General features: G+C 72.3%; 22 protein-coding genes and 1 pseudogene. 7 read left to right on the top strand and 16 right to left on the bottom strand.

The features are described from left to right. Positions 1–6: 6 nt before the first annotated feature. Complete coding sequence (locus tag ABT034_RS24250; RefSeq protein WP_351218552.1) at positions 7–1590, bottom strand: serine/threonine-protein kinase; 1584 nt, start codon at positions 1588–1590, stop codon at positions 7–9. A 164-nt stretch (positions 1591–1754) separates the two neighbouring features. Between ABT034_RS24250 and ABT034_RS24255 the strand changes: the two genes are divergently transcribed. Then, positions 1755–3209: an MFS transporter gene (locus ABT034_RS24255; RefSeq protein WP_351218554.1), complete on the top strand. Its 1455-nt coding sequence runs from the start codon at positions 1755–1757 to the stop codon at positions 3207–3209. A gap of 68 nt (positions 3210–3277) precedes the next feature. Further along, on the top strand, positions 3278–4225 hold the full coding sequence (locus ABT034_RS24260) for a helix-turn-helix transcriptional regulator (protein ID WP_351218556.1): 948 nt from the start codon (positions 3278–3280) through the stop codon (positions 4223–4225). On the opposite strand, the gene ABT034_RS24265 is transcribed toward ABT034_RS24260, so the two are convergent. The 3 genes from ABT034_RS24265 to ABT034_RS24275 all read right to left on the bottom strand — a co-directional run bounded on the left by ABT034_RS24265 (position 4197) and on the right by ABT034_RS24275 (position 7807). After that, complete coding sequence (locus ABT034_RS24265; protein WP_351218558.1) at positions 4197–6284, bottom strand: HelD family protein; 2088 nt, start codon at positions 6282–6284, stop codon at positions 4197–4199. The genes ABT034_RS24260 and ABT034_RS24265 overlap by 29 nt on opposite strands. 93 nt (positions 6285–6377) lie before the next feature. Next, entirely contained in the window at positions 6378–7031 is a 654-nt protein-coding gene (locus ABT034_RS24270; RefSeq protein ID WP_351218711.1) for a TetR/AcrR family transcriptional regulator, read from the bottom strand. After that, the gene (locus ABT034_RS24275; RefSeq protein ID WP_351218560.1) at positions 7031–7807 is read right to left on the bottom strand and encodes a TetR/AcrR family transcriptional regulator; all 777 of its coding nucleotides are present in this window, start codon (positions 7805–7807) and stop codon (positions 7031–7033) included. The genes ABT034_RS24270 and ABT034_RS24275 overlap by 1 nt, the downstream gene beginning before the upstream one ends. Before the next feature lie 167 nt (positions 7808–7974). Between ABT034_RS24275 and ABT034_RS24280 the strand changes: the two genes are divergently transcribed. Beyond that, positions 7975–8937, top strand: coding sequence for an ATP-binding cassette domain-containing protein (locus ABT034_RS24280; RefSeq protein ID WP_351218562.1), 963 nt, complete (start codon positions 7975–7977; stop codon positions 8935–8937). Further along, positions 8930–9721: an ABC transporter permease gene (locus ABT034_RS24285; RefSeq protein ID WP_351218564.1), complete on the top strand. Its 792-nt coding sequence runs from the start codon at positions 8930–8932 to the stop codon at positions 9719–9721. Before ABT034_RS24280 ends, ABT034_RS24285 begins: the two co-directional genes overlap by 8 nt. Positions 9722–9743: 22 nt before the next feature. Here ABT034_RS24285 and ABT034_RS24290 read toward each other — a convergent pair whose 3' ends face one another. Together ABT034_RS24290 and ABT034_RS24295 are read right to left on the bottom strand one after the other, a co-directional pair. Next, a complete protein-coding gene (locus ABT034_RS24290) occupies positions 9744–11000 on the bottom strand; it encodes a GNAT family N-acetyltransferase (RefSeq protein ID WP_351218566.1) in 1257 nt (418 codons plus the stop codon). 61 nt (positions 11001–11061) lie between these two features. Continuing rightward, positions 11062–11670 carry an RsiG family protein gene (locus ABT034_RS24295; protein WP_351218568.1) on the bottom strand — a complete coding sequence of 203 codons (609 nt, stop codon included), beginning with the start codon at positions 11668–11670 and terminating at the stop codon, positions 11062–11064. A gap of 139 nt (positions 11671–11809) precedes the next feature. Here ABT034_RS24295 and dtd point away from each other — a divergent pair, with 139 nt between their 5' ends. Then, entirely contained in the window at positions 11810–12235 is a 426-nt protein-coding gene (gene dtd / locus ABT034_RS24300; protein ID WP_351218570.1) for a D-aminoacyl-tRNA deacylase, read from the top strand. 18 nt (positions 12236–12253) lie between these two features. Here dtd and ygfZ read toward each other — a convergent pair whose 3' ends face one another. Together ygfZ and ABT034_RS24310 are read right to left on the bottom strand one after the other, a co-directional pair. After that, positions 12254–13234, bottom strand: a complete 981-nt coding sequence (gene ygfZ / locus ABT034_RS24305) for a CAF17-like 4Fe-4S cluster assembly/insertion protein YgfZ (RefSeq protein WP_351218572.1) — start codon at positions 13232–13234, stop codon at positions 12254–12256. A 9-nt stretch (positions 13235–13243) separates the two neighbouring features. Next, a complete protein-coding gene (locus ABT034_RS24310) occupies positions 13244–13729 on the bottom strand; it encodes a Fur family transcriptional regulator (RefSeq protein ID WP_351218574.1) in 486 nt (161 codons plus the stop codon). A gap of 808 nt (positions 13730–14537) precedes the next feature. On the opposite strand from ABT034_RS24310, the gene ABT034_RS24315 reads away from it, so the two are divergent. Beyond that, a complete protein-coding gene (locus ABT034_RS24315) occupies positions 14538–16550 on the top strand; it encodes a transposase (RefSeq protein ID WP_351218576.1) in 2013 nt (670 codons plus the stop codon). 15 nt (positions 16551–16565) lie between these two features. Here the strand turns inward: ABT034_RS24315 and ABT034_RS24320 are convergent, their stop codons facing one another. The 4 genes from ABT034_RS24320 to ABT034_RS24335 all read right to left on the bottom strand — a co-directional run bounded on the left by ABT034_RS24320 (position 16566) and on the right by ABT034_RS24335 (position 19914). Further along, positions 16566–17138 carry a heme-binding beta-barrel domain-containing protein gene (locus ABT034_RS24320; RefSeq protein WP_351218578.1) on the bottom strand — a complete coding sequence of 191 codons (573 nt, stop codon included), beginning with the start codon at positions 17136–17138 and terminating at the stop codon, positions 16566–16568. Between the two features lie 240 nt (positions 17139–17378). Beyond that, positions 17379–18290: a hypothetical protein gene (locus ABT034_RS24325; RefSeq protein ID WP_351218580.1), complete on the bottom strand. Its 912-nt coding sequence runs from the start codon at positions 18288–18290 to the stop codon at positions 17379–17381. Next, positions 18287–19099 carry a hypothetical protein gene (locus ABT034_RS24330; protein ID WP_351218582.1) on the bottom strand — a complete coding sequence of 271 codons (813 nt, stop codon included), beginning with the start codon at positions 19097–19099 and terminating at the stop codon, positions 18287–18289. Before ABT034_RS24330 ends, ABT034_RS24325 begins: the two co-directional genes overlap by 4 nt. 17 nt (positions 19100–19116) lie before the next feature. Continuing rightward, the gene (locus ABT034_RS24335; RefSeq protein ID WP_351218584.1) at positions 19117–19914 is read right to left on the bottom strand and encodes a hypothetical protein; all 798 of its coding nucleotides are present in this window, start codon (positions 19912–19914) and stop codon (positions 19117–19119) included. Between the two features lie 166 nt (positions 19915–20080). Between ABT034_RS24335 and ABT034_RS24340 the strand changes: the two genes are divergently transcribed. Continuing rightward, a complete protein-coding gene (locus tag ABT034_RS24340; RefSeq protein WP_351218586.1) occupies positions 20081–20443 on the top strand; it encodes a DsrE family protein in 363 nt (120 codons plus the stop codon). A 45-nt stretch (positions 20444–20488) separates the two neighbouring features. Here ABT034_RS24340 and ABT034_RS24345 read toward each other — a convergent pair. The 4 genes and pseudogenes from ABT034_RS24345 to ABT034_RS24360 all read right to left on the bottom strand — a co-directional run. Next, positions 20489–20767: pseudogene (locus ABT034_RS24345) on the bottom strand (DUF3099 domain-containing protein); the annotation flags it as partial. Positions 20768–20888: 121 nt separating this feature from the next. Further along, positions 20889–21176 (bottom strand): DUF1416 domain-containing protein, encoded by a 288-nt coding sequence (locus ABT034_RS24350; RefSeq protein ID WP_073819964.1) that lies wholly within the window; start codon positions 21174–21176, stop codon positions 20889–20891. 52 nt (positions 21177–21228) lie between these two features. Then, positions 21229–22068 (bottom strand): sulfurtransferase, encoded by an 840-nt coding sequence (locus ABT034_RS24355; protein ID WP_351218588.1) that lies wholly within the window; start codon positions 22066–22068, stop codon positions 21229–21231. A gap of 157 nt (positions 22069–22225) precedes the next feature. Next, on the bottom strand, positions 22226–22306 hold the full coding sequence (locus ABT034_RS24360) for a putative leader peptide (RefSeq protein WP_350497993.1): 81 nt from the start codon (positions 22304–22306) through the stop codon (positions 22226–22228). Between the last annotated feature and the right edge of the window lie 112 nt (positions 22307–22418).

The raw sequence follows: 22418 nt of genomic DNA on the forward strand, positions 1-22418 counted from the left end.
CGTCCCCTAGGGCGTCCCCGAGGGCGTCCCCGAAGGGGCGATCGGCTTGCGCAGGTCGTCGCGTATCTTGCTGGTCTCCGCCGCCGCCACTTCGAGTGTGCTGCTCGGTTCGAACTCGACCGCGACGGTGGTGTTGTCGTCGCCCCAGCCGCACACGGTCTTCTGATCCACCGTCGTACAGCGGAACTCGACGTCCGAACCGGGGACGCTGATCATCCTGGGCGGATCGCTGACGTTCTCGCTGCCCGTGACCGTCATGGCTCTCATCAGGCCGTCCCGATCCTCCTCCGGGTACTTGTACCGACCCGAAGAGCCGTACACCGACACCTTCCGGAACGCGGGGGGCGTGTCGTGGTCGCTGTTGGTGACCGTGTAGTCGGCGCTGAAGTGCGTCGAACCCCTCTGGCTCTCGCTGTCCGCCTGCGGGCGCGGAGGGAGGCGGGATTCGATGTTCCAGCCGTACGCGCCTCCCACGATCGACTCGGCGATGACGAGTTCGTGCGTGGCCTTGGGGAAGGAGGAGTCGTCGTCCGGACCCGCGGTGGCGTAGATGCCGTAGCCCACGCCACCGAGCACGATCAGCACGGACGCCACGCCCGCGGCGAGCCGTCCGCCGCGTTCCCGCACCGGCGGGGGCCCGGTGCGCGGGGCGGCGGTGACGGTCCCGGCGCGGGCAATGTCCGCGTCGGCCGGTGCGACCGTCGGCGAGGCAGTCGGCACGGCCGCTGACCTCGACCCGGCCAGCAGCGTCGGCGGGTGTGCCGCCCGGCCCTCGGGCGCCCGCTCCTCCGCCGCCTCCGGTGCGAACTCGTCCAGCAGTCCTCGGGGCGTCGGCCTGTCCGCCGGGTCCTTGGCCAGGCAGGCGGCGACCACCGGCCGCAGACCCGGCGGCAGGGCCGACAGGTCCGGCGGTTCGTGCACGGCCCGGTACATCAGTGCCATCGGGGTGCCCTCCCCGAACGCCTGCCCACCGGCCGCCGCCACCAGCACCGCACCCAGCGCGAACACATCGGCCGGGGCGCCGACTTCGAGAGCCTGAGCCTGTTCCGGGGCCAGGAAGCCCGGGGTCCCGAAGGCCGCCCCGGTGGAGGTCAGACGGGTCGACTCCAGAGCCCGGGCGATACCGAAGTCGAGCACCCGCGGCCCGTCGTCGGCCATGATGATGTTGCCCGGCTTGAGGTCGCGGTGGATCAGGCCACAGGCGTGAATCGCGTGCAGCGCCTCCACCAGCGCCGCGCCGAGTTGCCGCAGCCGGGCCTCGTCCATCGGGCCCCGCTCGGCGAGCAGCCCCGAAAGCGTCGGCCCCGCGATGTACGCGGTCGCCAGCCAGGGCGCCGCCGCGTCCGGGTCGGCGTCGACGACCTGCGCCGTATGGAACCCGCCGACCCTGCGGGCCGCGTCGACCTCCGCGCGGAACCGGGCCCGGAAATGCGGATCGCCGGCCAGCTCGGGACGGGCCACCTTGACGGCCACCGTCCGCCCGCTCCGGGACCGCGCCAGGTACACCGTCCCCATGCCGCCGGCGCCCAGCTCACGCACCACCGCGTAATCGCCGATGCGCTCCGGCAGGTCCACGCCCACGCCGTCCACCCCCAAGTTCCGTGCGGCACACCCCCGTTGGAATGCCGTCGCTCAGTATGACCGACCCCTCCCGGACACCTTCGCCCCCGCCCTTCGTTCCGTAAAAAATAGTCTGCAACAAAACCTTCTGTTAATGTCACTCCTATCGCCTCCCTCGAACAGGAGTGACTCCCATGGCCACGCCCCGCCCCCTCTCCCCCCAACTCGCCCTCGGCGTCCTCGCCACCGGCATGCTCATGACGATCCTCGACGGCAGCATCGTCACCGTCGCGATGCCCGCCATCCAGCGCGACCTCGGCTTCTCCCCCGTCGGCCTCAGCTGGATCGTCAACGCCTACCTCATCGCCTTCGGCTCGCTCCTCCTCCTCGCCGGCCGCCTCGGAGACCTGATCGGCCGCAAGCGGATGTTCCTCGCGGGCACCGGGATCTTCACCGCCGCCTCCCTCCTCGCCGGCGTCGCCGCCTCCCCCGGCGTCCTCATCGCCGCCCGCTTCCTCCAGGGCGTCGGCAGCGCGATGTCCTCGGCCGTCGGCCTCGGCATCCTCGTCACCCTCTTCACCGTGCCCCGCGAACGCGCCCGTGCCATCGCCGTGTTCAGCTTCACCGGCGCCGCCGGCGCCTCCCTCGGCCAGGTCCTCGGCGGTGTCCTCACCGACGCCCTCACCTGGAACTGGATCTTCTTCATCAACCTGCCCATCGGCGTCGCCACCCTCCTCGTCGCCCTCCGCGCCCTCCCCTCCGACCAGGGCCTCGGGCTCAGGGCGGGCGCCGACGTCCTCGGTGCGCTCCTCGTCACCAGCGGGCTGATGACCGGGATCTACGCGGTCGTCAAGATCGAGGAGTACGGGGCGGGTTCGGTGCACACCCTCGGCCTCGGGGCCCTCGCGCTCGCCCTCCTGGCCGGGTTCCTCCTCCGCCAGACGAAGGCCGCGAACCCGCTCATGCCCCTGCGGATCCTCCGCTCGCGCAGCGTCTCCGGCGCCAACGCCGTCCAGATGCTGATGGTCGCCGCGCTCTTCTCCTTCCAGATCCTCGTCGCCCTCTACCTGCAGAAGGTCCTCGGGTACGGGGCCGCCGAGACCGGCCTCGCGATGCTGCCCGCCGCAGCCGTCATCGGCGCCGTCTCGCTCGGCGTCTCGGCCCGCCTCATCGCCCGCTTCGGCGAGCGGAACGTCCTGCTCACCGGCATCCTGCTGCTCGTCGGCGTCCTCGGCCTGCTGACCCGCGTCCCCGTCCACGCCTCGTACGCCACCGACCTGCTCCCCGTGATGCTGCTCGCCGCCGGCTTCGGCCTGGCGCTCCCCGCCCTCACCTCGCTCGCCATGTCGGGCGCCGAGGAGGCCGACGCGGGCCTCGCCTCCGGCCTCTTCAACACCACCCAGCAGATCGGCATGGCCCTCGGCGTCGCCGTCCTCTCCACCCTGGCCGCCTCCCGCACCGAGACCCTCACCGCGGCCGGCAAGCCCGCCGCCGAGGCCCTGACCGGCGGATACCACCTGGCCTTCGGAGTCGGCGCCGGTCTCCTCCTCGCCGCCTTCGCCATCGCCTTCACCGTCCTGCGCCGCCCGGCCGCCGAGGCCACGGCGGTGGCGCCGGAGCCCTCCGCCAAGGCCCTCGCCACCCACTGAGGAGCACACCCCCCGCCCCGGGCGGCGGCGAGACCGACCGGCTCCCACGGCGACGTCACAATGGCGCCATGAGAGCCGATCGACTCGTCGCCGCCCTGCTCTTCCTCCAGACCCGGCAACGCGTCACCGCCGCCGAACTCGCCGCCGAACTCGACGTGTCCGAGCGCACCGCACGCCGGGACCTCGAAGCGCTCGCGAGCGCCGGGATCCCGGTGTACTCGCAGGCGGGACAGGGCGGCGGCTGGTCCCTCGTCGGCGGCGCCCGCACCGACCTGACCGGTCTCACGGCCCCCGAGATCCGCGAACTGTTCCTCCTGACCGGGGCGGACGCCACCGCGAGCCCGCAGACCCGGACCGCCTTGCGGAAGCTCGTACGAGCCCTCCCCTCACCCCTCAGGGACGGAGCCGAGGCCGCCGCCCGCGCCGGGGTCGCCGACGGCACGGACTGGGCGGGTACGGAGACGGAGGAGGCCGGACTCGCCCCGCTCCAGCGGGCGGTGGTCGAGGCCAGGGAGGTACGGCTCGGGTACGCCCGTCCCGGCCGGGAGCCGCGCGAGCGGACCGTCCACCCGCTGGGCATCGCCCTGAAGTCCGGCGTCCGCTACCTCGTCGCGGACACGGAACACGGCCTGCGCACCTTCCGGATCGGCCGCGTCACCTCCGTCACCGAGACCGGCGCCCCCGCCGTACGGCCCGAGGGCTTCGACCTGCCCACCGCCTGGCGCGCGCTCGCCGCCCGCATGGAGGACCGGCTGGTCGCCGCGACGGTACGGGGCCGGGCCGCCCCCGGCACGGAGCCCGTCCTCGAGGGCCTGCTCGGAGGGCGCGTACGGTACGGGGAACGCGCCCCGGACGGCTGGACGCCCATCGAGGCCGACGGCCCCTCCCCCGAGGTGATCGCCGCGCAACTGGCCGGCCTCGGCGCCCGCGTGGAGCTCCTGGACCCACCCGAGGCCCGCGCCGCCCTGATCCGCATCGCGACCGAACTCACGGAGCTGTACGGGCCCGGGGAGTGAGCCGCCCCACCTCCCCCTCCGCATCCGGCCGCCCCAGCCACCCCGGAAGTTCCTCCGCGTGCACCAGCGTCAGCCGTGACACGGCCCGGGTGAGCGCCACGTACAGACGGTTCGCGCCGCGTGCCTCGGCGGCCACGATCGCCGCCGGTTCGACCACCACGACATGGTCGAACTCCAGGCCCTTGACGACCGTCGCGGGCAGCACCGCCACCCGCTCCCCCGCCCCGCAGTCCCGCACCGCCGCACCCACCGGCCCGGCGAGCCCGTCGGCGGTGATCACCCCGATCGAACCCTCCTCCGCGAGCGCGGTCCGCACGGCCTCGCGGGCCCCGGCGAGGAGGTCCGTCGTCCGGTGGACCGCCACCTCCCCGTCCCCGCGTACCGAACGCCCCACCGGTACGTCCGCTCCCAGGTGCGGAAGGAGCCGGTTCGCGAGGTCCACGATCGCCGCCGGGACCCGGTAGCCGAGGGTGAGCGGCACGACGGGCGCGTCCGCCTTGCCGAGGTGGGCGAGTTGTTCGCGCCAGGAGCGGGCGGCCCACGGGGTGGTGCCCTGGGCCAGGTCGCCGAGGATGGTGAGCGAGCCGAAGGCCGTGCGGCGGGCGATGGCCCGGCACTGCATGGGCGACAGGTCCTGGGCCTCGTCGACGACGACATGGCCGTAGCTCTCGGGCCGCTCGATCAGGCCCGCCAGCTCGTCGAGGAGGACGAGGTCGGCGGCGGTCCAGCGCGCCGAACGGTACGAGCGCGGCGGCCGGTCCCACCGGATGGCCGCCCACTCGGCCTCCGTCAGAACAGCGTCCGGCAGAACACCGTCCGGCAGAACAGCGTCCGCGCGATCAGAGAGGCCAGAGGCGCCCGGGGGGCCGGTGAGAACCCCGGCGAGGACCTCCTCCGGAGTCGTCCTCGGCCAGCACGCGTCGAGGAAGGCCGTCACCGGCCGTGCCCGCTCGATGCGCCGCGCCCAGGCCGCGCCCATCGGCCCCGACCGGCGCTCGGCCAGGAGCTGGAGGGCCCGTACGACCCGGGCGCGCACCCGCTCGCGACCCGTCGCGTAGGGCGGCGCCTCCTCCCGTACGCCCGTGACGATCTCCGCGAGCAGGGCTGCCGGCAGCCGCCAGTGGTACGAGCCGTCGGGGACGGCGAGGTCGCGCGCGGGGGCCGGGTCGACCCTGCCGTACAGCGCGCGGTGCAGCACCTCCGCCATCCGTGCGTCGTGCTTGACCAGGGCCGCCGCGTCGGCGTCCTCGGCGCGGACCGGATGGCGGGCGAGCTCCTCGTCGAGGGTGGCCTGGCGGATGCCGGTCTCGCCAAGGGCGGGCAGCACCTCGGAGATGTACGAGAGGAAGGCGCGGTGCGGTCCGAGGACGAGGAGGCCGGAGCGGCGGATCCGCTGCGGATGGGTGTAGAGGAGGTACGCGGCCCGGTGCAGGCCCACGGCGGTCTTGCCGGTGCCGGGCGCGCCCTGCACGCACAGCGAGGCGGCCGGGTCGGAGCGTACGAGGTCGTCCTGTTCGGGCTGGATGGTGGCGGCGATGTCCCGCATGGGACCCACCCGGGGGCGTTCGATCTCCCCGGCGACGAGGGCGCTGACCGTCCCGGCCGCCCCGCCGTCCGTGAGGGCTTCGTCCTCCAGTGCGGTCAGGTCCTCCGACGCGCCCCGGCTGTGCGGCGCCCATCCGAAGCGGCGGCGCCGGAGAACGCCCTGCGGGTCGTGGGCGCCGGCCTGGTAGTAGGCGCGGGAGACGGGGGCGCGCCAGTCGACGACGAGCGGCGGGGCGGCGGGGTCCTCGGCGATCCGGCGGCGGCCGATGTGGTGGGTCTGGCCGTCCTCGCGGTCGAGCCGCCCGAAGAACAGCGGGCCCGACGGCTGCTCCCGCATCTCCTTGGCGCGGCTGCGCAGATGCCTGCCGAGCGCCTCGGCGTCGGCGCCGGACGCGGCGACGTCCTCGCCGGTGACGACCTGTTCGGCCACGTCCTCGGTCATACGGGTCAGGGCGGCGCGGCAGGCGTCGTGGTGGGAGCGTTCGCGGGCGAGCTCAAGGTCCAGTGACGTCATTCCGGCAAGCCTAGCCGAAAACGTTACTGGGTTACATTTTTTACTTGTCTACGTGAGGCTCCGCATGCTTTGAGTACGGGAGCCCCGCACGCTTCAGTACGGGAGCCCCTCCCGCAGCGCGCGGAACGCCAGTTCCGCCGCCGTCCTCGCGTCCGCCTCCACCGCGTCGGCCGTCTCCCCGGCCGCGATCCGGGCCGTGTTCTCCTCCGCGAGGACCCGGAGCACGGTCACGATCTGCCCGGCGGCGAGCCGGGCGAGGAGGGGGTCGCCCTCCTCGCCGGCCGCCAGCGCGTCCGCGAGAGCCGTCTCCGAGCGCACGCGGTACGCGTGGAGCCGGGCGACCAGGGCCGGCGTGCCGTACAGGAGCCGGAGGTACGCCAGGACCGCCGGGTGGTCGCAGAGGCCGGTGACCGGGTCGCGCCGGGCGAGCCCGTCGAGCAGGTGCGCGTACAGCGCGTCGAGCGGGGCGGTGCCGGCGCCGCGCCCGGCGGCCACCACCCGCGCCGCCTCGTCCTCGTGATCGGCGAACCGGTGGAGGACCAGGTCCTCCTTGGCCGGGAAGTACCGGAAGAGAGTCGGCTTCGACACCTCGGCGGCGGCGGCCACCTCCGCGACCGACACCGCGTCGAAGCCGCGCTCCAGGAAGAGCGCGACGGCCGCGTCCGACAGGGCCTGCCGGGTGCGCTCCTTCTTCCGCTCGCGCAGACCGGGGGACGCGGCGGAGCCCCGCGAGCCCGGGCCCCGCATCACGAGGCACGCCCCTCGACCAGCACCGCGACCCCGTCGAGCAGCCGGGCGAGGCCGAAGCGGAACTCCACCTCCGGCTCGTCGGCGACGTCCATCACCCCCGAGTCGAGCAGCCGCGCCACCTCCGGGTACCGCTCCGGGTCGGCGAGCCGGCGCAGGGTCCGGGCGTACCGGGAGAGCACCTCCTCCGGACCGGCCCCGTCCCCGGCGATGACGGCGGCGAGGTCGGCCATGACCAGGGCGTCGTTCCGGACGAAGCCCCCGAGCAGCAGGGTCACCGAGATCTTGCCGCCCGCGTCGAGGCCCGTGCCGTCGAGGGCGACGAGTGCCTTCTCCCACCAGGCGACCAGGTTCGGGGTCGCGGGCGGCCCGGACACCGGGAGCCGCAGCATCCAGAGGTTGCGGTGGTAGACCTCGCGCAGCGCCCACGCCCAGGCCTCCAGGGCCTCGCGCCAGCCGGTGCCCGGCGGGTAGAGCTCGGGCGGGGCGCCGGTGGCGGCCTCCTGCATGAGGATGTGCAGCTCGCTCTTGGCGGAGACGTACCGGTAGAGCGACATCGTCGAGACGCCGAGCTCCTTGGCGACCCGGCCCATGGAGACGGCGCCGAGCCCCTCGGCGGCGGCGAGCGCGACGGCCGCGTCGACGATCCGGTCCAGGGTCAGACCGGGCTTGGGCCCCTTCGAGGGGCGTTCCCGCAGCCCCCAGGCGGCCTCGATGCTCGGCGGCAGGAAGGTCCCGCCGTCGCCCACGCCGTCACTGCCGTCGCCGCCTGCCATGACCCGCCTCCACCTCGCACGCTTGACGCCCATCCTAGTAATGCGTAACCCTTACACAGTAACGCGTACGGCATACGCAGTACGGCATGCGCGGTACGCCGGCCGCCGTACGCCCCCATGCCCGGCACCACCCACCCACCCGCCCCATGAGCCCAGGGAGTACGCCCATGCCTCCGGCCGCCGTCCACGCCACCGGCCTCACCAAGTCCTACGGAGACGTCCGCGTCCTCGACGCCCTCGACCTCCACGTCGCCCCCGGCACCGTCTTCGCCCTCCTCGGTCCCAACGGCGCGGGGAAGACCACCACCGTCCGCATCCTCGCCACGCTCACCGCGCCCGACGCCGGCCACGCGCGCGTGGCCGGGCACGACGTCGTCACCGCGCGTTCCCAGGTCCGCCGGGCGATCAGCCTCACCGGGCAGTTCGCCGCCGTCGACGAGACCCAGACCGGCGCCGAGAACCTGTGGACGGCGGCCCGGCTCTCCGGCCTCTCGCGCCCCGCCGCCACCCGCCGCGCCGCCGAACTCCTCGAACGCTTCGGCCTCACCGAGGCCGGTGACCGGCTGACGCGCACGTACTCGGGCGGAATGCGCCGGCGCCTCGACCTCGCCGCCGGGCTCGTCCGCGACCCCGGCGCGACCCGGGTGATGTTCCTCGACGAACCGACCACCGGCCTCGACCCGCGCAGCCGCCAGGAACTCTGGCAGGTGGTCAGGGAACTCTCCGACGGCGGTACGACGGTCTTCCTGACCACCCAGTACCTGGAGGAGGCCGACCGCCTCGCCGACCGGATCACCGTCCTCGGCAAGGGCCGCACCCTCGCCGAGGGCACCCCCGCCGAACTGAAGGCCCGCTACGCCGCCCACCGGCTCGACCTCGTCGCGCACGACGACGAGAGCCACCGCCGGCTCACCGCCCGGGCGGACGCCACGGCCGTCCACGCCCCCGGGGCCCGCACCCTCAGCCTCCCCACCGACGGCAGCGCCGCCCACGTCCGCGCGCTCCTCGACGCGCTCGACCCCGAGCGCGTCGACATCGCCCGGTTCACGCTGCACACGGCCACGCTCGACGACGTCTTCCTGACCCTCACCGCCGACCACACCGCCGACAAGGAGCCGAGCCATGTCTGACGCCCTGACCACCGCGAAGCCGCACGGCACCGCGGAGCCACTCACCGCCGCGGGCACCCTCGCCGGGCGCGGTATCCGGCTCCAGCGCCGCAACCTAGACGCCGTCATCACCTCGTTGATGATGCCGATCATGATGATGCTGGTCTTCGTCTACTTCTTCGGCGGAGCCATCGACACCGGCACCCTGTACGTCACCTACGTCGTCCCCGGCGTCCTCGTCCTCTGCGCCGGATTCGGCGCGGCCGGCACCGCCGTCTCCGTCAGCGAGGACATGCGGCTCGGGGTCGTCGACCGCTTCCGTACGCTCGACATCGGCGGGACGCCGTTCCTCGCCGGACACGTCGCCGCCTCCGTCGCCCGCAACGCGCTCTCGACCACCGTCGTCCTCGGCGTCGCCTTCCTCATCGGCTTCCGCCCCTCCGCCACGGCGGGCGGCTGGCTCGCGGCGATCGGGCTCCTCCTCGCCTACATCACCGTCATCTCCTGGCTGGCGGCGGCCATCGGACTCGCCACCCGCACGGCGGAGGCGGCCGGCGCGGTCACCTTCTTCGTGATGTTCCTGCCGTACCCGAGCAGCGCGTTCGTGCCGATCGACACCATGCCGAGCTGGCTGCACGGCTTCGCCGAGCACCAGCCGCTGACCCCGGTGATCGAGTCGATGCGCGGGCTGCTGCTCGACCAGCCGGTCGGGAACTCCCCCTGGATCGCCCTGGGATGGTGCGCGGCGCTGCTGGCCCTGGCGGTCGGTGCCTCCGGATGCCTCTTCCGCCTCCGCACCCGCTGACGGTCCGCCCCCGGACGGAACGTCAGAAGATGTCGGGCGAGAACGGCCGCAGCGGCGTACGGAACAGCAGGTCGGCGCGGGCGGCGGCGCCCGCCGTCAGCTCCTCGACGCGCCCGAGTCGGCAGAGCCGTACCGCCGACTCGTCACCGAAGGCGAGCGTCCCCAACTCGGCGACGTCGAAGGAGAGGTCGGCGGACGCGTCCGTACGGACGCAGGACACGCCGTCCGGGGAGGCGTCGAGCCGGTAGCGCCCACCGGCAAACCCGCCCCTGCCCCCGTCCCCGTCCCGCACATCGAGCACGAGGCCGTCCGCCACCGGGTACGTCCGGCTCTCCAGGACCCGGACGACGTCCAGGACCCGGACCCACAGCATGTCCGCGTACGTCAGGGTCCTCGCCGCGCGCGGGTCGGGCAGCAGCATCGGCAGCGGGTCGTCGGGCGCCCGGTAGCCGGAGCGGACCGTGCTGATCCAGTCCACGGAGCACAGATAGTGCCAGAGGGCGCGCTCGGCGGCCGGGGTGACGGCGATCAGATCCCGTACGGTCGCGGTGTTCTGCGGCTGCTTGGCGTCGTCCCACTTGTCGTCCGCCGTGTAGGCCACGAACCCCTCGGCCTCGCCGGACTCCCCCCGGTACAGCGCGTAGAACGGCTCCCGCCACGGGTCGCTGTGCACGCCGAGACCGGTGCCGACCTCCCAGTCGCGCGGACGGCGGTCGGTGACCCCGGCGCGGACGCCGGCGAGACGGCGGTGCACCTCGGGGCCGACCTTGCGGATCTCCTCGGCGTCGGTCAGGTCGATCCTGCCCCCGTCCTCGGGGCGGCCGGAGCGGCGCGGGTCGAGCCCGGCGCTCCGGACGTCCACGCTCCACTCGGTGGACCAGCTCGCCACGCCGAAGCCGAACCGCCCGTAGATCGGGTACTCGGCGGCGATCAAGGTCGCGATCGCGTCGCCCCGCTCCTTCGCGGCGGCCAGGTCGGCGGTCATCATCCGGCTGAGCAGCCCGCGCCTGCGGTGCGTCGGGGAGACGGTGACCTGGGTGATCGCGTCAGCGGTGAGGCTGCCTCCGCCGACGGTGCTGACCTCCTGCCGGAACGACCGGAAGGTGGCGACGACCCGGTCCCGATCGAAGGCGCCGAGGGTCCGCGCGAGGTCGACGTGCGCCAGCCGGTCGGCGACCTCCTCGTCGGTGACGACGGGCGGACGGAGGAATCCGGTGCGCAGGGCCCGCTGCCAGTCGGGGAACTCGGACTCCGCCACCGCGCGTACGTCGACAGTCATCCTTCGACCCTACGCACGGCCCGCCCGCACCCGCACCCGACTTTTCTCCCGCGTCCGGCGGTCACGCCAGCAGGTCGTCGACCTGCGCCTCGCCCTCCCGGTAACGGCGGGCGATCTCCGCGCTGCAGTCGTCGGCGGTCCGCTGGAGGTGCTGCCGGCGCCGGGAGATCTGCTGCTCGTACCCCGCGAGCCGCCCCATCCCGGTGTGCAGCTCGTCGTCCGTGCGGGCCGTCAGGTCCGACAGCTCGACCTCCGACAGCATCTCGGCGGCGAGCCGCCGGTACTCCTCGCTCCGCGGCGTCGACAGCGTCACGTGCCGGGCCGAGCTGCGATGCCGCGAGGGCACGTCGGCGAGGATCTCGGAGAGCCGGTCGACGACCGGGGTCTCCGGATCGGTCCGCCGCGCCAGCTCCGCCCGCAGGATGTCGATCCGGCCCTGGAGCATCCGCCGTACGTAGCTCAGGTCGGCCTCGTCGCTCTGCGCGTCCCGGCGCAGCGCCCGCAGCTCGGGCAGCCGCAGCGCGCCGAGATCCGGCTGCGCCCGGTCCGGCAGGGCGGCCTCCGCGGACCGCTGCACGGGTGGGCGCGAGCCCGGCCCGCCGCCCCTTTTTCCGGCGCGGGTCAGCGGTACGGGTCCGGACGGCGTCGGCCCGGTGCCAGGTGCACTCATCAGAATCGTCCCCTCGACCGGTGCGGAGCCGCACCGCCTGACACGCATGGTGCCACTCCTGCACGCGCGCGTGCAGGCGCTCTGCACCCGTTCGGCCCCTCGTCCGCCGGACTGCGGGCGGCTCGGTAGGTTGTGACGCATGCGTGCAGTGGTGCAGAGGGTCGACGGCGCGAGCGTCGTCGTCGCAGGAGAGACCGTCGGTGAGATCAGCGGCGAGGGGCTGTGCGTCCTGGTCGGGGTGACCCATGACGACACCCCGGAGAAGGCCGCCCAATTGGCCAGAAAGCTCTGGTCCGTCCGGGTACTGGACGACGAGAAGTCGTGCTCGGACGTGAACGCGCCGCTGCTCGTGATCTCTCAGTTCACGCTCTACGGCGACGCCCGCAAGGGCCGCCGCCCCACCTGGAACGCCGCCGCGCCCGGCCCCGTCGCCGAACCCCTCGTGGACGAGGTCGTACACCGGCTGCGGGAACTCGGCGCGCACGTGGAGACGGGCCGGTTCGGAGCGAAGATGAGCGTCTCCCTCACGAACAACGGCCCGTTCACGGTGCTCCTGGAGGTCTGAGCCCCCGGGCGGTCGGCCCTACGGCTCGACCACGGTCTCCTGGGCGGCCGCCGTCGTCCCGACGATCAGCGGGGCGTCCACGGGCACGTTCCGCTTCACCAGGGCCAGGGCGATCGGGCCCAGCTCGTGGTGGCGGACGGAGCTCGTCACGAAGCCCAGCTGCCGGCCCTCCTCCCCGTCGGCCGCGAGGCGGACCGGGGTGCCGTGCCCCGGCAGCAGCACCTCGCTGCCGTCCAGGTGCAGGAAGACGAGGCGGCGCGGCGGCTTCCCCAGGTTCTGCACCCGGGCGACGGTCTCCTGCCCCCGGTAACAGCCCTTCTGGAGGTGGACGGCGCTGCCGATGAGGCCGACCTCGTGCGGGATCGTCCGGTGGTCGGTCTCGAAGCCGAGCCGCGGCCGGTGCGCCTCGACGCGCAGCGCCTCGTACGCGAGCATCCCGGCGGCCGGCCCGTGCGAGCCGGCGAAGGACTCCAGGTCTGCCCGGGGCAGGAACAGCTCGCGGCCGTGCGGGGTCTCCCGTACGACGACGCCCTCGGGCACCTCGGCGATGGAACCGGCCGGGAGGTGGACGACGGCGATGTCGTCCGTACGGTCGGCGACCTCCACCCGGTAGAAGAACTTCATCGACTCCAGGTACGCGACGAGCTCCTCCCGCGTCCCCGGCTCGACGTGCGCCCACACCGTCTCGCCGTCGTCGACGAGGTACAGGGCGTGCTCGATGTGCCCGTTCGCGGACAGGACGAGCGCCTCGGTCGCCCGGCCCGGCGGCAGGTCGGTCATGTGCTGGGTGACGAGCAGGTGCAGCCAGCTCAGCCGGTCGTCGCCGGTGACGGCGACGACACCGCGGTGCGAGAGGTCGACGAAACCCTTGCCGTCGGCGAGGGTGCGCTGCTCACGGAACAGGTCGCCGTAGTGCGCGGCGACACCTTCGTCGCGGCCTTCGGCGGCGACGGCACCGGGCAGGGACAGCAAGGGGCTGGTCGTGGAAGGTCGCTGCATACGGCAAGCCTACGACCCGGCGCCGGCGTCCTTCCGGTCGCCGTCGCCGGCGGCCTTCTCCGCGGTGCCCGCGGCTGTCTTCCCCGCGCAGTCCCCGCACCGCCCGAAGATGGCGAAGTGCTTCATGTCCGTCTCGAAGCCGAAGGTCTCACGGAGCTTCCCGGTGAACTCGGCCGCCACCTCGACGTCCGCCTCGATCACCCCGGAGCAGTCCCGGCAGACCAGGTGCAGATGGTGGTGCCGGTCGGCGAGGTGGTACGTCGGAGCCCCGTGCCCCAGATGGGCGTGGCTCACGAGCCCGAGCTCCTCCAGGAGCTCCAGGGTCCGGTAGACGGTGGAGATGTTGACCCCCGACGCGGTCCTGCGGACCTCGACGAGGATGTCGTCGGGCGTCGCGTGTTCCAGCGCGTCGACGGCCTCCAGGACAAGCTGACGCTGCGGCGTCAGCCGATAGCCGCGCTGCCGCAGGTCGCTCTTCCAGTCGGTGCTCACCACGCCCCCCAGTGTAGGAGGGTGACCTCGGTACAAGCTGCCCCCTCGGGCCTCCGCCTCGGTATCCGTCTCGCTCTCCACTGGAGGGCTACGGCCCCTCGCCCGTCGTCATCGTGTCGACCAGGGCGTCTCACAGCGAGCGCGTCGGGCGCACCACGTCCTCGTGCGCGCGGATCTCCTCGTTCAGGGCCCTGAGCACCCGGCCGACCCGCCGCTGCTCCTCCCGAGGGGCAGGTATACGGGGAGTTCGCCGAGCAGCCGGATGGAGAGGTGCTGGTTGCCGGTGAATCCGGCGGTGGCGCTTTGGATCCACGCCTGCGCGGGAGCGGAGGCCGGCGATGACGGCGTGCTTCCTCCACCGGAGCGCGTCCTTCACGGTCACGTGCCGGGTTGGGGACGACGTCAGCCGGTGGCTTCCGAGGCCCGCCGGTCGTACGACCGGCAGCCGGGCAGGATCTCGTCGGCGTACCTGTCAGCCTTCTCGCCCGCGCGTCCCGACATACGAAGTCCAGGAGGAGCGCCCAGGAGTGCCCGCGTCCCGGTTTCGGCAGGAGGACGGCGAGGCGGAGTGTCGGGCCGATCCACGGGCGACAGCGGGGTGCGGCCGACGTAGGCGAGGCGGGGGAGTCGGCACGACTGCTGTCGAGGTCGTCGAGGTACGAGATAGTGCCCCTGAGTCGCGCCGCCTGCTGGGCACACATGTGTGCGATGTGTCGCGGGTGCTGGTGAATGTGTGCGTGATTCGCCCGTGCGTGCGGGGAGATCTCTAGGTTGGCTCTGAGGCCGGAGTGACGCCGAGGGGGTGACGGTCATGCGGGCTGCCCAGACGCAGCGGAGGTTCCGGGGCAAGAACAGGGCCCCGAAGTGGAAGAAGCCCGACGACGGGCAGGTGTCGGTGATGGTGCTGCCGCTGGCCGTCACCGACCCCGCCGACCTGGCCCGGCTGGAGAAGCTGTTCGGCTCCATGTGGTCGGTCAAGCGGGCCGTGCAGCGGGATGCCCGCGCCAGAGTCGATGCCTGCTGGGCCGCCAGGCACGAGCGGGAGCGTGACGGGGCGAAGGCCGTACGACAGCGCCTCGGCCTGTCCCGTGAGGCCCTGGAACGGTGCGCGTACACGCACCTCGAAGACTCCGGGCACCTCAAGCACCACGCCTCGAAGGCCCTGGCGATGCACATGGCCGACGAGGTATGGAACGGCGTACAGCGGCACCTGTTCCCCGACGCCACCGGCCACCGCTCCGGGAAGCCGAAGACCGGAGGCTGGTACGACTTCACCCGCATCCCCGGCCGGGCCCGCTCCCACACCACCGACCGCAAGTGGGAGACCTTCCGCCTCGTCGGCACACTCCACGGCCACGCCATGGCCTACACCGGCAGTGGCCGGCACCTCGTGCAGCAGCCCCGCCGGATGCGCGTGCCGATGATTCTGTCCGGTGTTATGCCCAGTGGCGAGGTGACCGCGTCGGGGAAGCCGCGCACGCGGAAGGAGACCTGGTGGGACCACACCGGCCCGCTCGTCGTCGTCTTCGCGGGCGGACCCGGCTCCCACGCCGGTGACCTCGTACTGCCAGTGCGGGTACCTCAGCACCCCGGCCAGTGGGCACGAGTGGAACACTTCCTGTCTGATCCCGGCCGCTGGCACAAGGTCGATCTCGTCCGCCGCCGCAAAGCCAGTGCGCCGGGCGGCTGGGTGTACGAGGCCCACCTCATGATCCTCGGACCCGGCTACACCGCCCCCGCCGTGCGGCGGATGCGCGACCGGGCCGCAGAGACGGGCCGGATCGGCGGGGTGGACGGCAACGTTTCCAACGTCTCCGTCGTCTCCTTCCCTGCCGGACTGGACCCGGCCGACGGTTCTCCGGCCTCCACCGAGATCACCCTTGGCCTGCGGGAAAGGGTGTTTCTGGAGCGTGATGCGAAGAAGCGACGGGGCAGGGCGCGGGCGCTGGAACGCTCTCGTCGGGCCACGAACACCGCGCAGTACGGTCTGTCGAAGAAACAGACCGAACGCGCCGAGCACCGGGCCTCCAAGGGGCTGAAGCCCAAGACTGTCACCGTTCCTGGCGGTGCCCGCGCCGCCCGCGTGGACGGGGTACCGAGGCAGGCGTTCCGCCGCGACCGGATCTCAGGCGGCTACCGGGAGCTGCGCGCCCGTCAGGCCGAAGCCGCCGCCGGCAGCGCTGAGCACCGCCGCCACCGCGCCCGCCAGATCGCCCGGCAGATCATCGCCGCCCACGGGCCGGTGCTCGTGGTCGAGGACTGTGACATCCGCACCTGGTACCGGCTGTGGGGCAAGCGGCTCTCCCAGACCACCCCCGGCCTGCTCATCTCCGCCCTCGACCGTGAATGCGCGGCAGCGGGCGGCCGCCTCGTGCGGGCCTCCACCTGGTCCACCGCCCTGTCCCAGCACTGCCTGTGCGGTGAACGGGTCAACAAGACCCTGCGGGACCGCGAGCACCAGTGCATGGCGTGCGGCCTGGTCGGGAAGCGGGACCTGGTGTCCGCCGCCCTGGCCGCGTTCGTCCGCTTCGCTGACGTGGACGACCCCAACAGCGCGTACCTGGACACCACCGCGTCCCGGCGCGCACAGACCGTTTTCGCAGAAGGGCTGGAAGAAGCCCTGCGGGAGTCAACCGCACCGAGCCAGACCACCGTTCATGGTGCTGGCCATGTGGCAGTCCCACGGCAACGCCGTGGGACCTCTGCTCCCCGAACCGCCGGACAGCGGCCCCGAGCAACCCCGGATGAGACACGCCCCGTGCGTGACCACGCCGGAAAGCCCGGACACCGCCCCGGCCGCGACCCGCAACTCACCCTCTGGTGACGTGCGGATCAAGTCTTAGCGGAAGAAGGCGATGCCGTCGTCCGGCAGGTCGCCCAGGTTGCGGGCCATCTCCGCGACCTCTTCCGGCGTCACGACCTTCTTCAGGTGCGCCGACATGTACGGCCGCAGTGGGACCTCGGGGGTCGCCTTCTCGCCCACCCACATGAGGTCGCTCTTGACGTAGCCGTAGAGGCGCTTGCCGCCGGAGTACGGGCCCGAGGCCGCGGTCCGGGCGACGGCGTCCGTCGCCAGGTCGATCTGCGGCTTCTGGTCGGCGAGCTCGCCGTACCAGATCTCGACGATGCCCTGGTCGCGGACCATGACGATCTCGACCTTGCGGTCCTTGTCGATGCGCCAGTAGCCGCTCTCGCTCTCCAGCGGGCGGACCTTGTTGCCCTTGTCGTCCAGGACCCAGGAGTGGGAGGTGTACTCGAGGAAGTCCCGGCCGTCGTGGCTGAACGTCACGGACTGGCCGAAGTTGCACTTCTCGGCGCCGGGGAAGTCGGAGACACCCGCGCCCTCCCACGTACCGAGCAGGAACGCGAGGGGGACGAGGTCCGGATTGAGGTCGGACGGGATCTCGATCATGAGCAGCTCTGGCGTTCTCTAGAAGTGGTTAGCGCTGGCCCTGGTACAGCTTCTTCACGACCAGTCCGGTGAAGGCGAGCACGCCGACGGCGACCAGGACCAGCAGAGTTTCGAAGAAAATGATCACAGGGTGCTCCTCGACTGAGCGGTGAAGGCGGAACGGGCCGGGCCCCAGCTTAGTGGGCGGGTGCCCGGCCCACTCGGTGAGGTGGGTCTCGCGCCGCGTGACCGGGGCGTGCCCTAGCCGAGCAGCTGCGCCTGGAGGGCGACGGTCTGCTGGAACGGGACGGTCAGCGCGCCGCCCTTGCGGGTCTGGGTGACCACGCCGAAGGTGTCCCCGGCCTGGATGTAGGCCCAGCGGGTCTGCTGGGGGCCGTACGGCTCCTCCTCCAGGTAGGAGTAGACGGAGAGGTACGGCACCTCGACGTTCTGGGTGGACATGTCGATCTCCGCCGACTCGACGCCGAGAGGCAGCCCGCTGCTCTGGGAGACCCCGCGCGTCACCGCGTCCTTGTAGGCCTCGGAGAACGCCACCGACGTGAACCGCAGCAGGTGGATCCGCGTGGTCGTGCCGTCCGGCGTGGTCCAGCCGCGGGCGGCGACGTGCCGGAACGCCGACTCGGCCATGAACTCCTTCGCCTCGCCCCGGTCCTTCTCGGGCATCAGGGCGAGGTACGAGTCGAGGCCGGCCCAGCCGCCCTTCAGCTTCGGGTCGACCACGGCCCCCGTCGGGGCGGGCAGCAGGAGCTGCCGCAGGTCGGCGTGGTGGACCTCGCCGGGGTTGCCGTCGGTCCAGGGGCGCGGGACGCCCTCGGGCAGCGCCGGGAGTGCGAGCTTCGGGTACTCCCAGCGGCCGTCGGACTCGGTCGCGAGCCCCGGCACGTCGGAGCGCTCCATGGCGGTGATCCCCATGGCCGCACCGGCGCCCACACCGCCGCACACGACCACGGCGGCGGTCCAGCGGGCGATGCCCCGGAGTAGCGGACGCCACGACTTCTTGGGCGCGGCCGGGGCGGGCGGCTCGGGCTTGGGCTCGACCGGGGCGTCGGCCGGGGCATCGGTCGGGGCGTCGACCGGGGCGTCGACCGGGGCCTGGGCATCAGGTTCGGTCTGGGCCTCGGCCTCGGTCTGGGTCTGGGTCTGCTCGGTCATACGTACTCCCCCGGGGACTCGATGTGGTCGAGCTGCTTCTTCAGCAGGTCCGCCACGCGCGCCGTGTCGAACGGCCTGGCGCCCGCCGCCGTGACGGTGACGAAGACCTCGGCGTCGTACGCAATGCAGTTCATCGACTGGAGCTCCTCGTCCCGCTCCTTCTTGTCCAGCGTCTCGTCCTCGGGCATCAGGTAGCAGACGGCGTTCCGGTGGTCCTTCACCTTGGGTCCCTTCGGGAACTCCAGCGTGTCCATGACCTCCTTCCGCAGCCGGTAGCTGTCCTTGATCCGCTTCTTGTCCTTCATCCGCGCGATCTCCACGGAGATGACGACGGAGTTGTTGCCGTCGGCGAAGGAGCGCACCGCGATGCCCTCGATGCCGAGCTTGTCGACGTCCTTCTCGTACGCGCGGCGCTTCTTTCCGGAGAGCCCCTCGCCGTACTGCTTCATCAGCGCGGTGGCCTCGGCGGCGCCGAGTTCGCCGTCGTTCCCGTACAGCTCCTCGTCGGGGCCGAAGTCGTACGACTCCGGCAGCGGCAGCAGCAGCTTGCTCAGCGGGGTGTCGGCCCTGCCGCGGGCCCGGGCGGCGGCCGGGTCCTCGTCCTGCGCGGTCTTCTTCGTCGGTTCCCACACCTGCGTCGGCGCGGTGCGGTCGGCCGTGGAGACGGTGACGGCGGTGTACGTGACGCCACCGCCGATCAGGCCGAGGACGACCACGGAGGGCAGGACGACCCCGAGCAGGACCCGGCGGACACCCCGCTTCCTCGGCGTCGGCTCCGACGGCTGCTGTTCCGTCTCGGGCTCGGTCACGTCGTTCCGGTCCTCACTCACAGGCGCCCCAGCTGCTGCTCGGCCAGCGAACGGATGTCCTTCTCGGAGATCTTCTTCGAGTCGCCCACGAAGATCTCGACCGCGATGTCGCCGCGGTAGAAGAGGGCCCTGGCCTCGTAGAAGTCCAGGTAGCCGGCCTCGCGGTCCACGGGGAAGACGTAGTAGCGGCCGTTGGCCGAGCCCTTGAGCGCCGTCCCCTCGTGGCCGGCGAAGTCCTCGTCCGACATGTAGCCCTGCTGGTCCTCGACGAAGTCCTGTGCGCCGAGGGTGTCGCCCGCGCGGTACTGGATCAGCCGGATCTCGGTCCGCCGGTCCGCCCCCGTCAGCCAGGACGTGATCGCGATCCGCCGGACGCCCAACTCCAGCTGGTAGCCGAGCGCGTCGCCCGGCCCCTTGAAGTGCGAGGCGAACGTGGACACCCGCATCCAGCCGTCGCGGTCGGCGAACTCGTCCTTCTTCGCCCCGGCCGGCTTCGGCAGCAGCAGCTTCCGCAGGTCGCCCTGCGCCTTCGCCTGCCGGTCCTCCGAGGCCGGGAGCGGCTTCGCCTTCTGCCCCTTGGGGAGCGGCCGCGGGTGGTCGAGGCTCGGCTGGTTCAGCGGCGGGAGCGCGGTCGGTTCGCGCTGGGCCTGGATGCCGTAGCCGACGGCGGTGCCGCCGACGAGGCCGATGATGGCGGCGACGGCTATCAGGCCGGCCGTGCGGAGGGCACGGCGGCGCGGGCGTGCGGGCGGCGGTGTGTCCGGAGACACATCGGGCGCCTCGCCCTCCGGCATGACCGGAGGCGCGGTTTCCACCGCGCTCTCCGGCTCCGGCGGCGGTGCCGTTTCCGGATTTCGGGTGCTTTCTTCGCTGCTCAAGAGTCCCCCCACGAGACCTGAATCGCGGATTCCGTCATCCGCGCACCCAGCTGACACGCGAGGTGTGCATGAGGTTGCAGGGCCGCGCATTACAGTTCGGTATATGGCGAAGAAGCTCGTGATCAAGGTGACCGCAGGGGCCGACGCCCCCGAACGCTGCTCGCAGGCCTTCACGGTGGCCGCCGTCGCCGTCGCCAGCGGCGTCGAGGTCTCGCTCTGGCTGACCGGCGAGTCCTCCTGGTTCGCCCTCCCGGGCCGGGCCGCCGAGTTCGAACTTCCCCACGCCGCGCCGCTGCCGGACCTGATCGACTCGATCCTGGCGGCCGGGCGCGTCACGCTCTGCACGCAGTGCGCGGCCCGCCGCGAGATCACGGAGAAGGACGTCCTGGACGGCGTCCGCATCGCCGGCGCCCAGGTCTTCGTCCAGGAAGCCCTGACGGACGACACCCAGGCCCTCGTCTACTGACGCGACCGCACGCGCCTCACGGCTCCCGGCCGGCGCCCCGCCGCCTCACGGCTCCCGGTGCTTCTTGCCGTCGAGTTCGTCCCACCACTCGTCCGACGTGGGGTCCCCCGAAGGATCGTCCCACCAGCGGTCCTCCGGGCCTCGGCGGTTCGCGATCATCGCGGCTACCGGGGGTATGAGCATGGCGACCACGCACATGCCGATGGCCACCGGCATCGAGAAGAGCCGCACGACGGCCCAGGCGCCCACGAAGAGGACCAGGCAGGCGCCCATCATCCAGAAGTAGACGTGGCGACGGCGTGCGTACACGTCTTCAGCGTACGACCGGACCGCGTCCCCGCCACCGGCGGAAAAATGAAGGACCGAAGGGCCGTGCCTCGAGTCCTGGAAATGGCGTCCAACCCCCCAGGAGGCACGGCCCTTCGGCCGGTTCAGCGTTGCGGGATCACACCGCGATGGCGACCTCCGCGAGGCCGCCCTGCTGGGCCACGACCTGGCGGTCGGCGGTGCCGCCCGGGACCAGGGCGCGGACGGTCCAGGTGCCCTCGGCCGCGTAGAAACGGAACTGGCCGGTGGCGGAGGTCGGGACCTCGGCCGTGAACTCGCCGGTCGAGTCCAGGAGGCGGACGTAACCGGTGACGGGCTGGCCGTCCTTGGTCACGAAGCCCTGGATCGTGGTCTCACCGGGCTTGATCGTCGAGGCGTCGGGGCCGCCGGGCTGCGCTCCACACATGTCGTTCTGTCCTTACGGTCGAGGGGTCCGGAGGAGGGGAGGTTCCGGGGGGTTACTTGTTGGCGCCGAGCTCGATCGGCACGCCGACGAGGGAGCCGTACTCGGTCCACGAGCCGTCGTAGTTCTTGACGTTCGTGACCTCGAGCAGCTCGTGCAGGACGAACCAGGTGAGCGCGGAGCGCTCACCGATGCGGCAGTAGGCGATGGTGTCCTTCGCCAGATCGACCTGCTCGTCCTCGTAGAGGGCCTTGAGCTCGTCGTCCGACTTGAACGTGCCGTCGTCGTTGGCGTTCTTCGACCACGGGATGTTGCGGGCGCTCGGCACGTGGCCGGGGCGCTGCGACTGCTCCTGCGGGAGGTGCGCCGGGGCGAGCAGCTTGCCGGAGAACTCATCGGGCGAGCGGACGTCGACCAGGTTCTGCGCGCCGATCGCGGCCACGACGTCGTCGCGGAAGGCGCGGATCGAGCTGTCCTGGGCCTTGGCCTTGTACTCGGTGGCCGGGCGGGACGGCACCTCGGCGACGAGGTCGCGGGAGTCGAGCTCCCACTTCTTGCGGCCGCCGTCGAGGAGCTTCACGTCCTGGTGGCCGTAGAGCTTGAAGTACCAGTAGGCGTACGAGGCGAACCAGTTGTTGTTGCCGCCGTAGAGGACGACCGTGGTGTCGTTCGCGATGCCCTTGGCCGAGAGGAGCTTCTCGAAGCCCTCCTGGTCGATGAAGTCGCGGCGGACCGGGTCCTGAAGGTCCTGGGTCCAGTCGATCCGGACGGCGTTGCGGATGTGGTTCTTCTCGTAGGCCGAGGTGTCCTCATCGACCTCGACGATGGCGACCTGCGGGTTGTCGAGGTTGGCCTCGACCCAGTCCGCGTCGACCAGGACGTCGCTGCGAGCCATGCTGTTCTCCTCCGGGGCAGTGTGCGGCGGTGTGGTGCGGGTGTGGTGCGGTACGCGTCGTCGCGTGCGTACGGTCAGCAGACGTGCGTACGGCTACACAGGGGCGGCCCTGACCTCGGTGGGAGGGCCTGAGGAATACGGGAGTGGTGAGTCCCGCTCAGACGGAGCGACAGAGCATGGCGGCGACGCGGCACAGGTCTACTGCCCGCCGCTTCGTGAGATCCGCCTGTCGCTTCATGCCCACGATCGTAGGGACGGACAGGCGGCCGTGTCACCGGCGTGTCGTATTTTGAGACGCGATCGTCCGAGATACGAGACGCGATCACGGCAGGGGTCGGCCCCGGACGCCT

Origin of the sequence: Streptomyces sp. NPDC002773, from assembly GCF_040295605.1 — a bacterium.
Classification (GTDB): domain Bacteria; phylum Actinomycetota; class Actinomycetes; order Streptomycetales; family Streptomycetaceae; genus Streptomyces.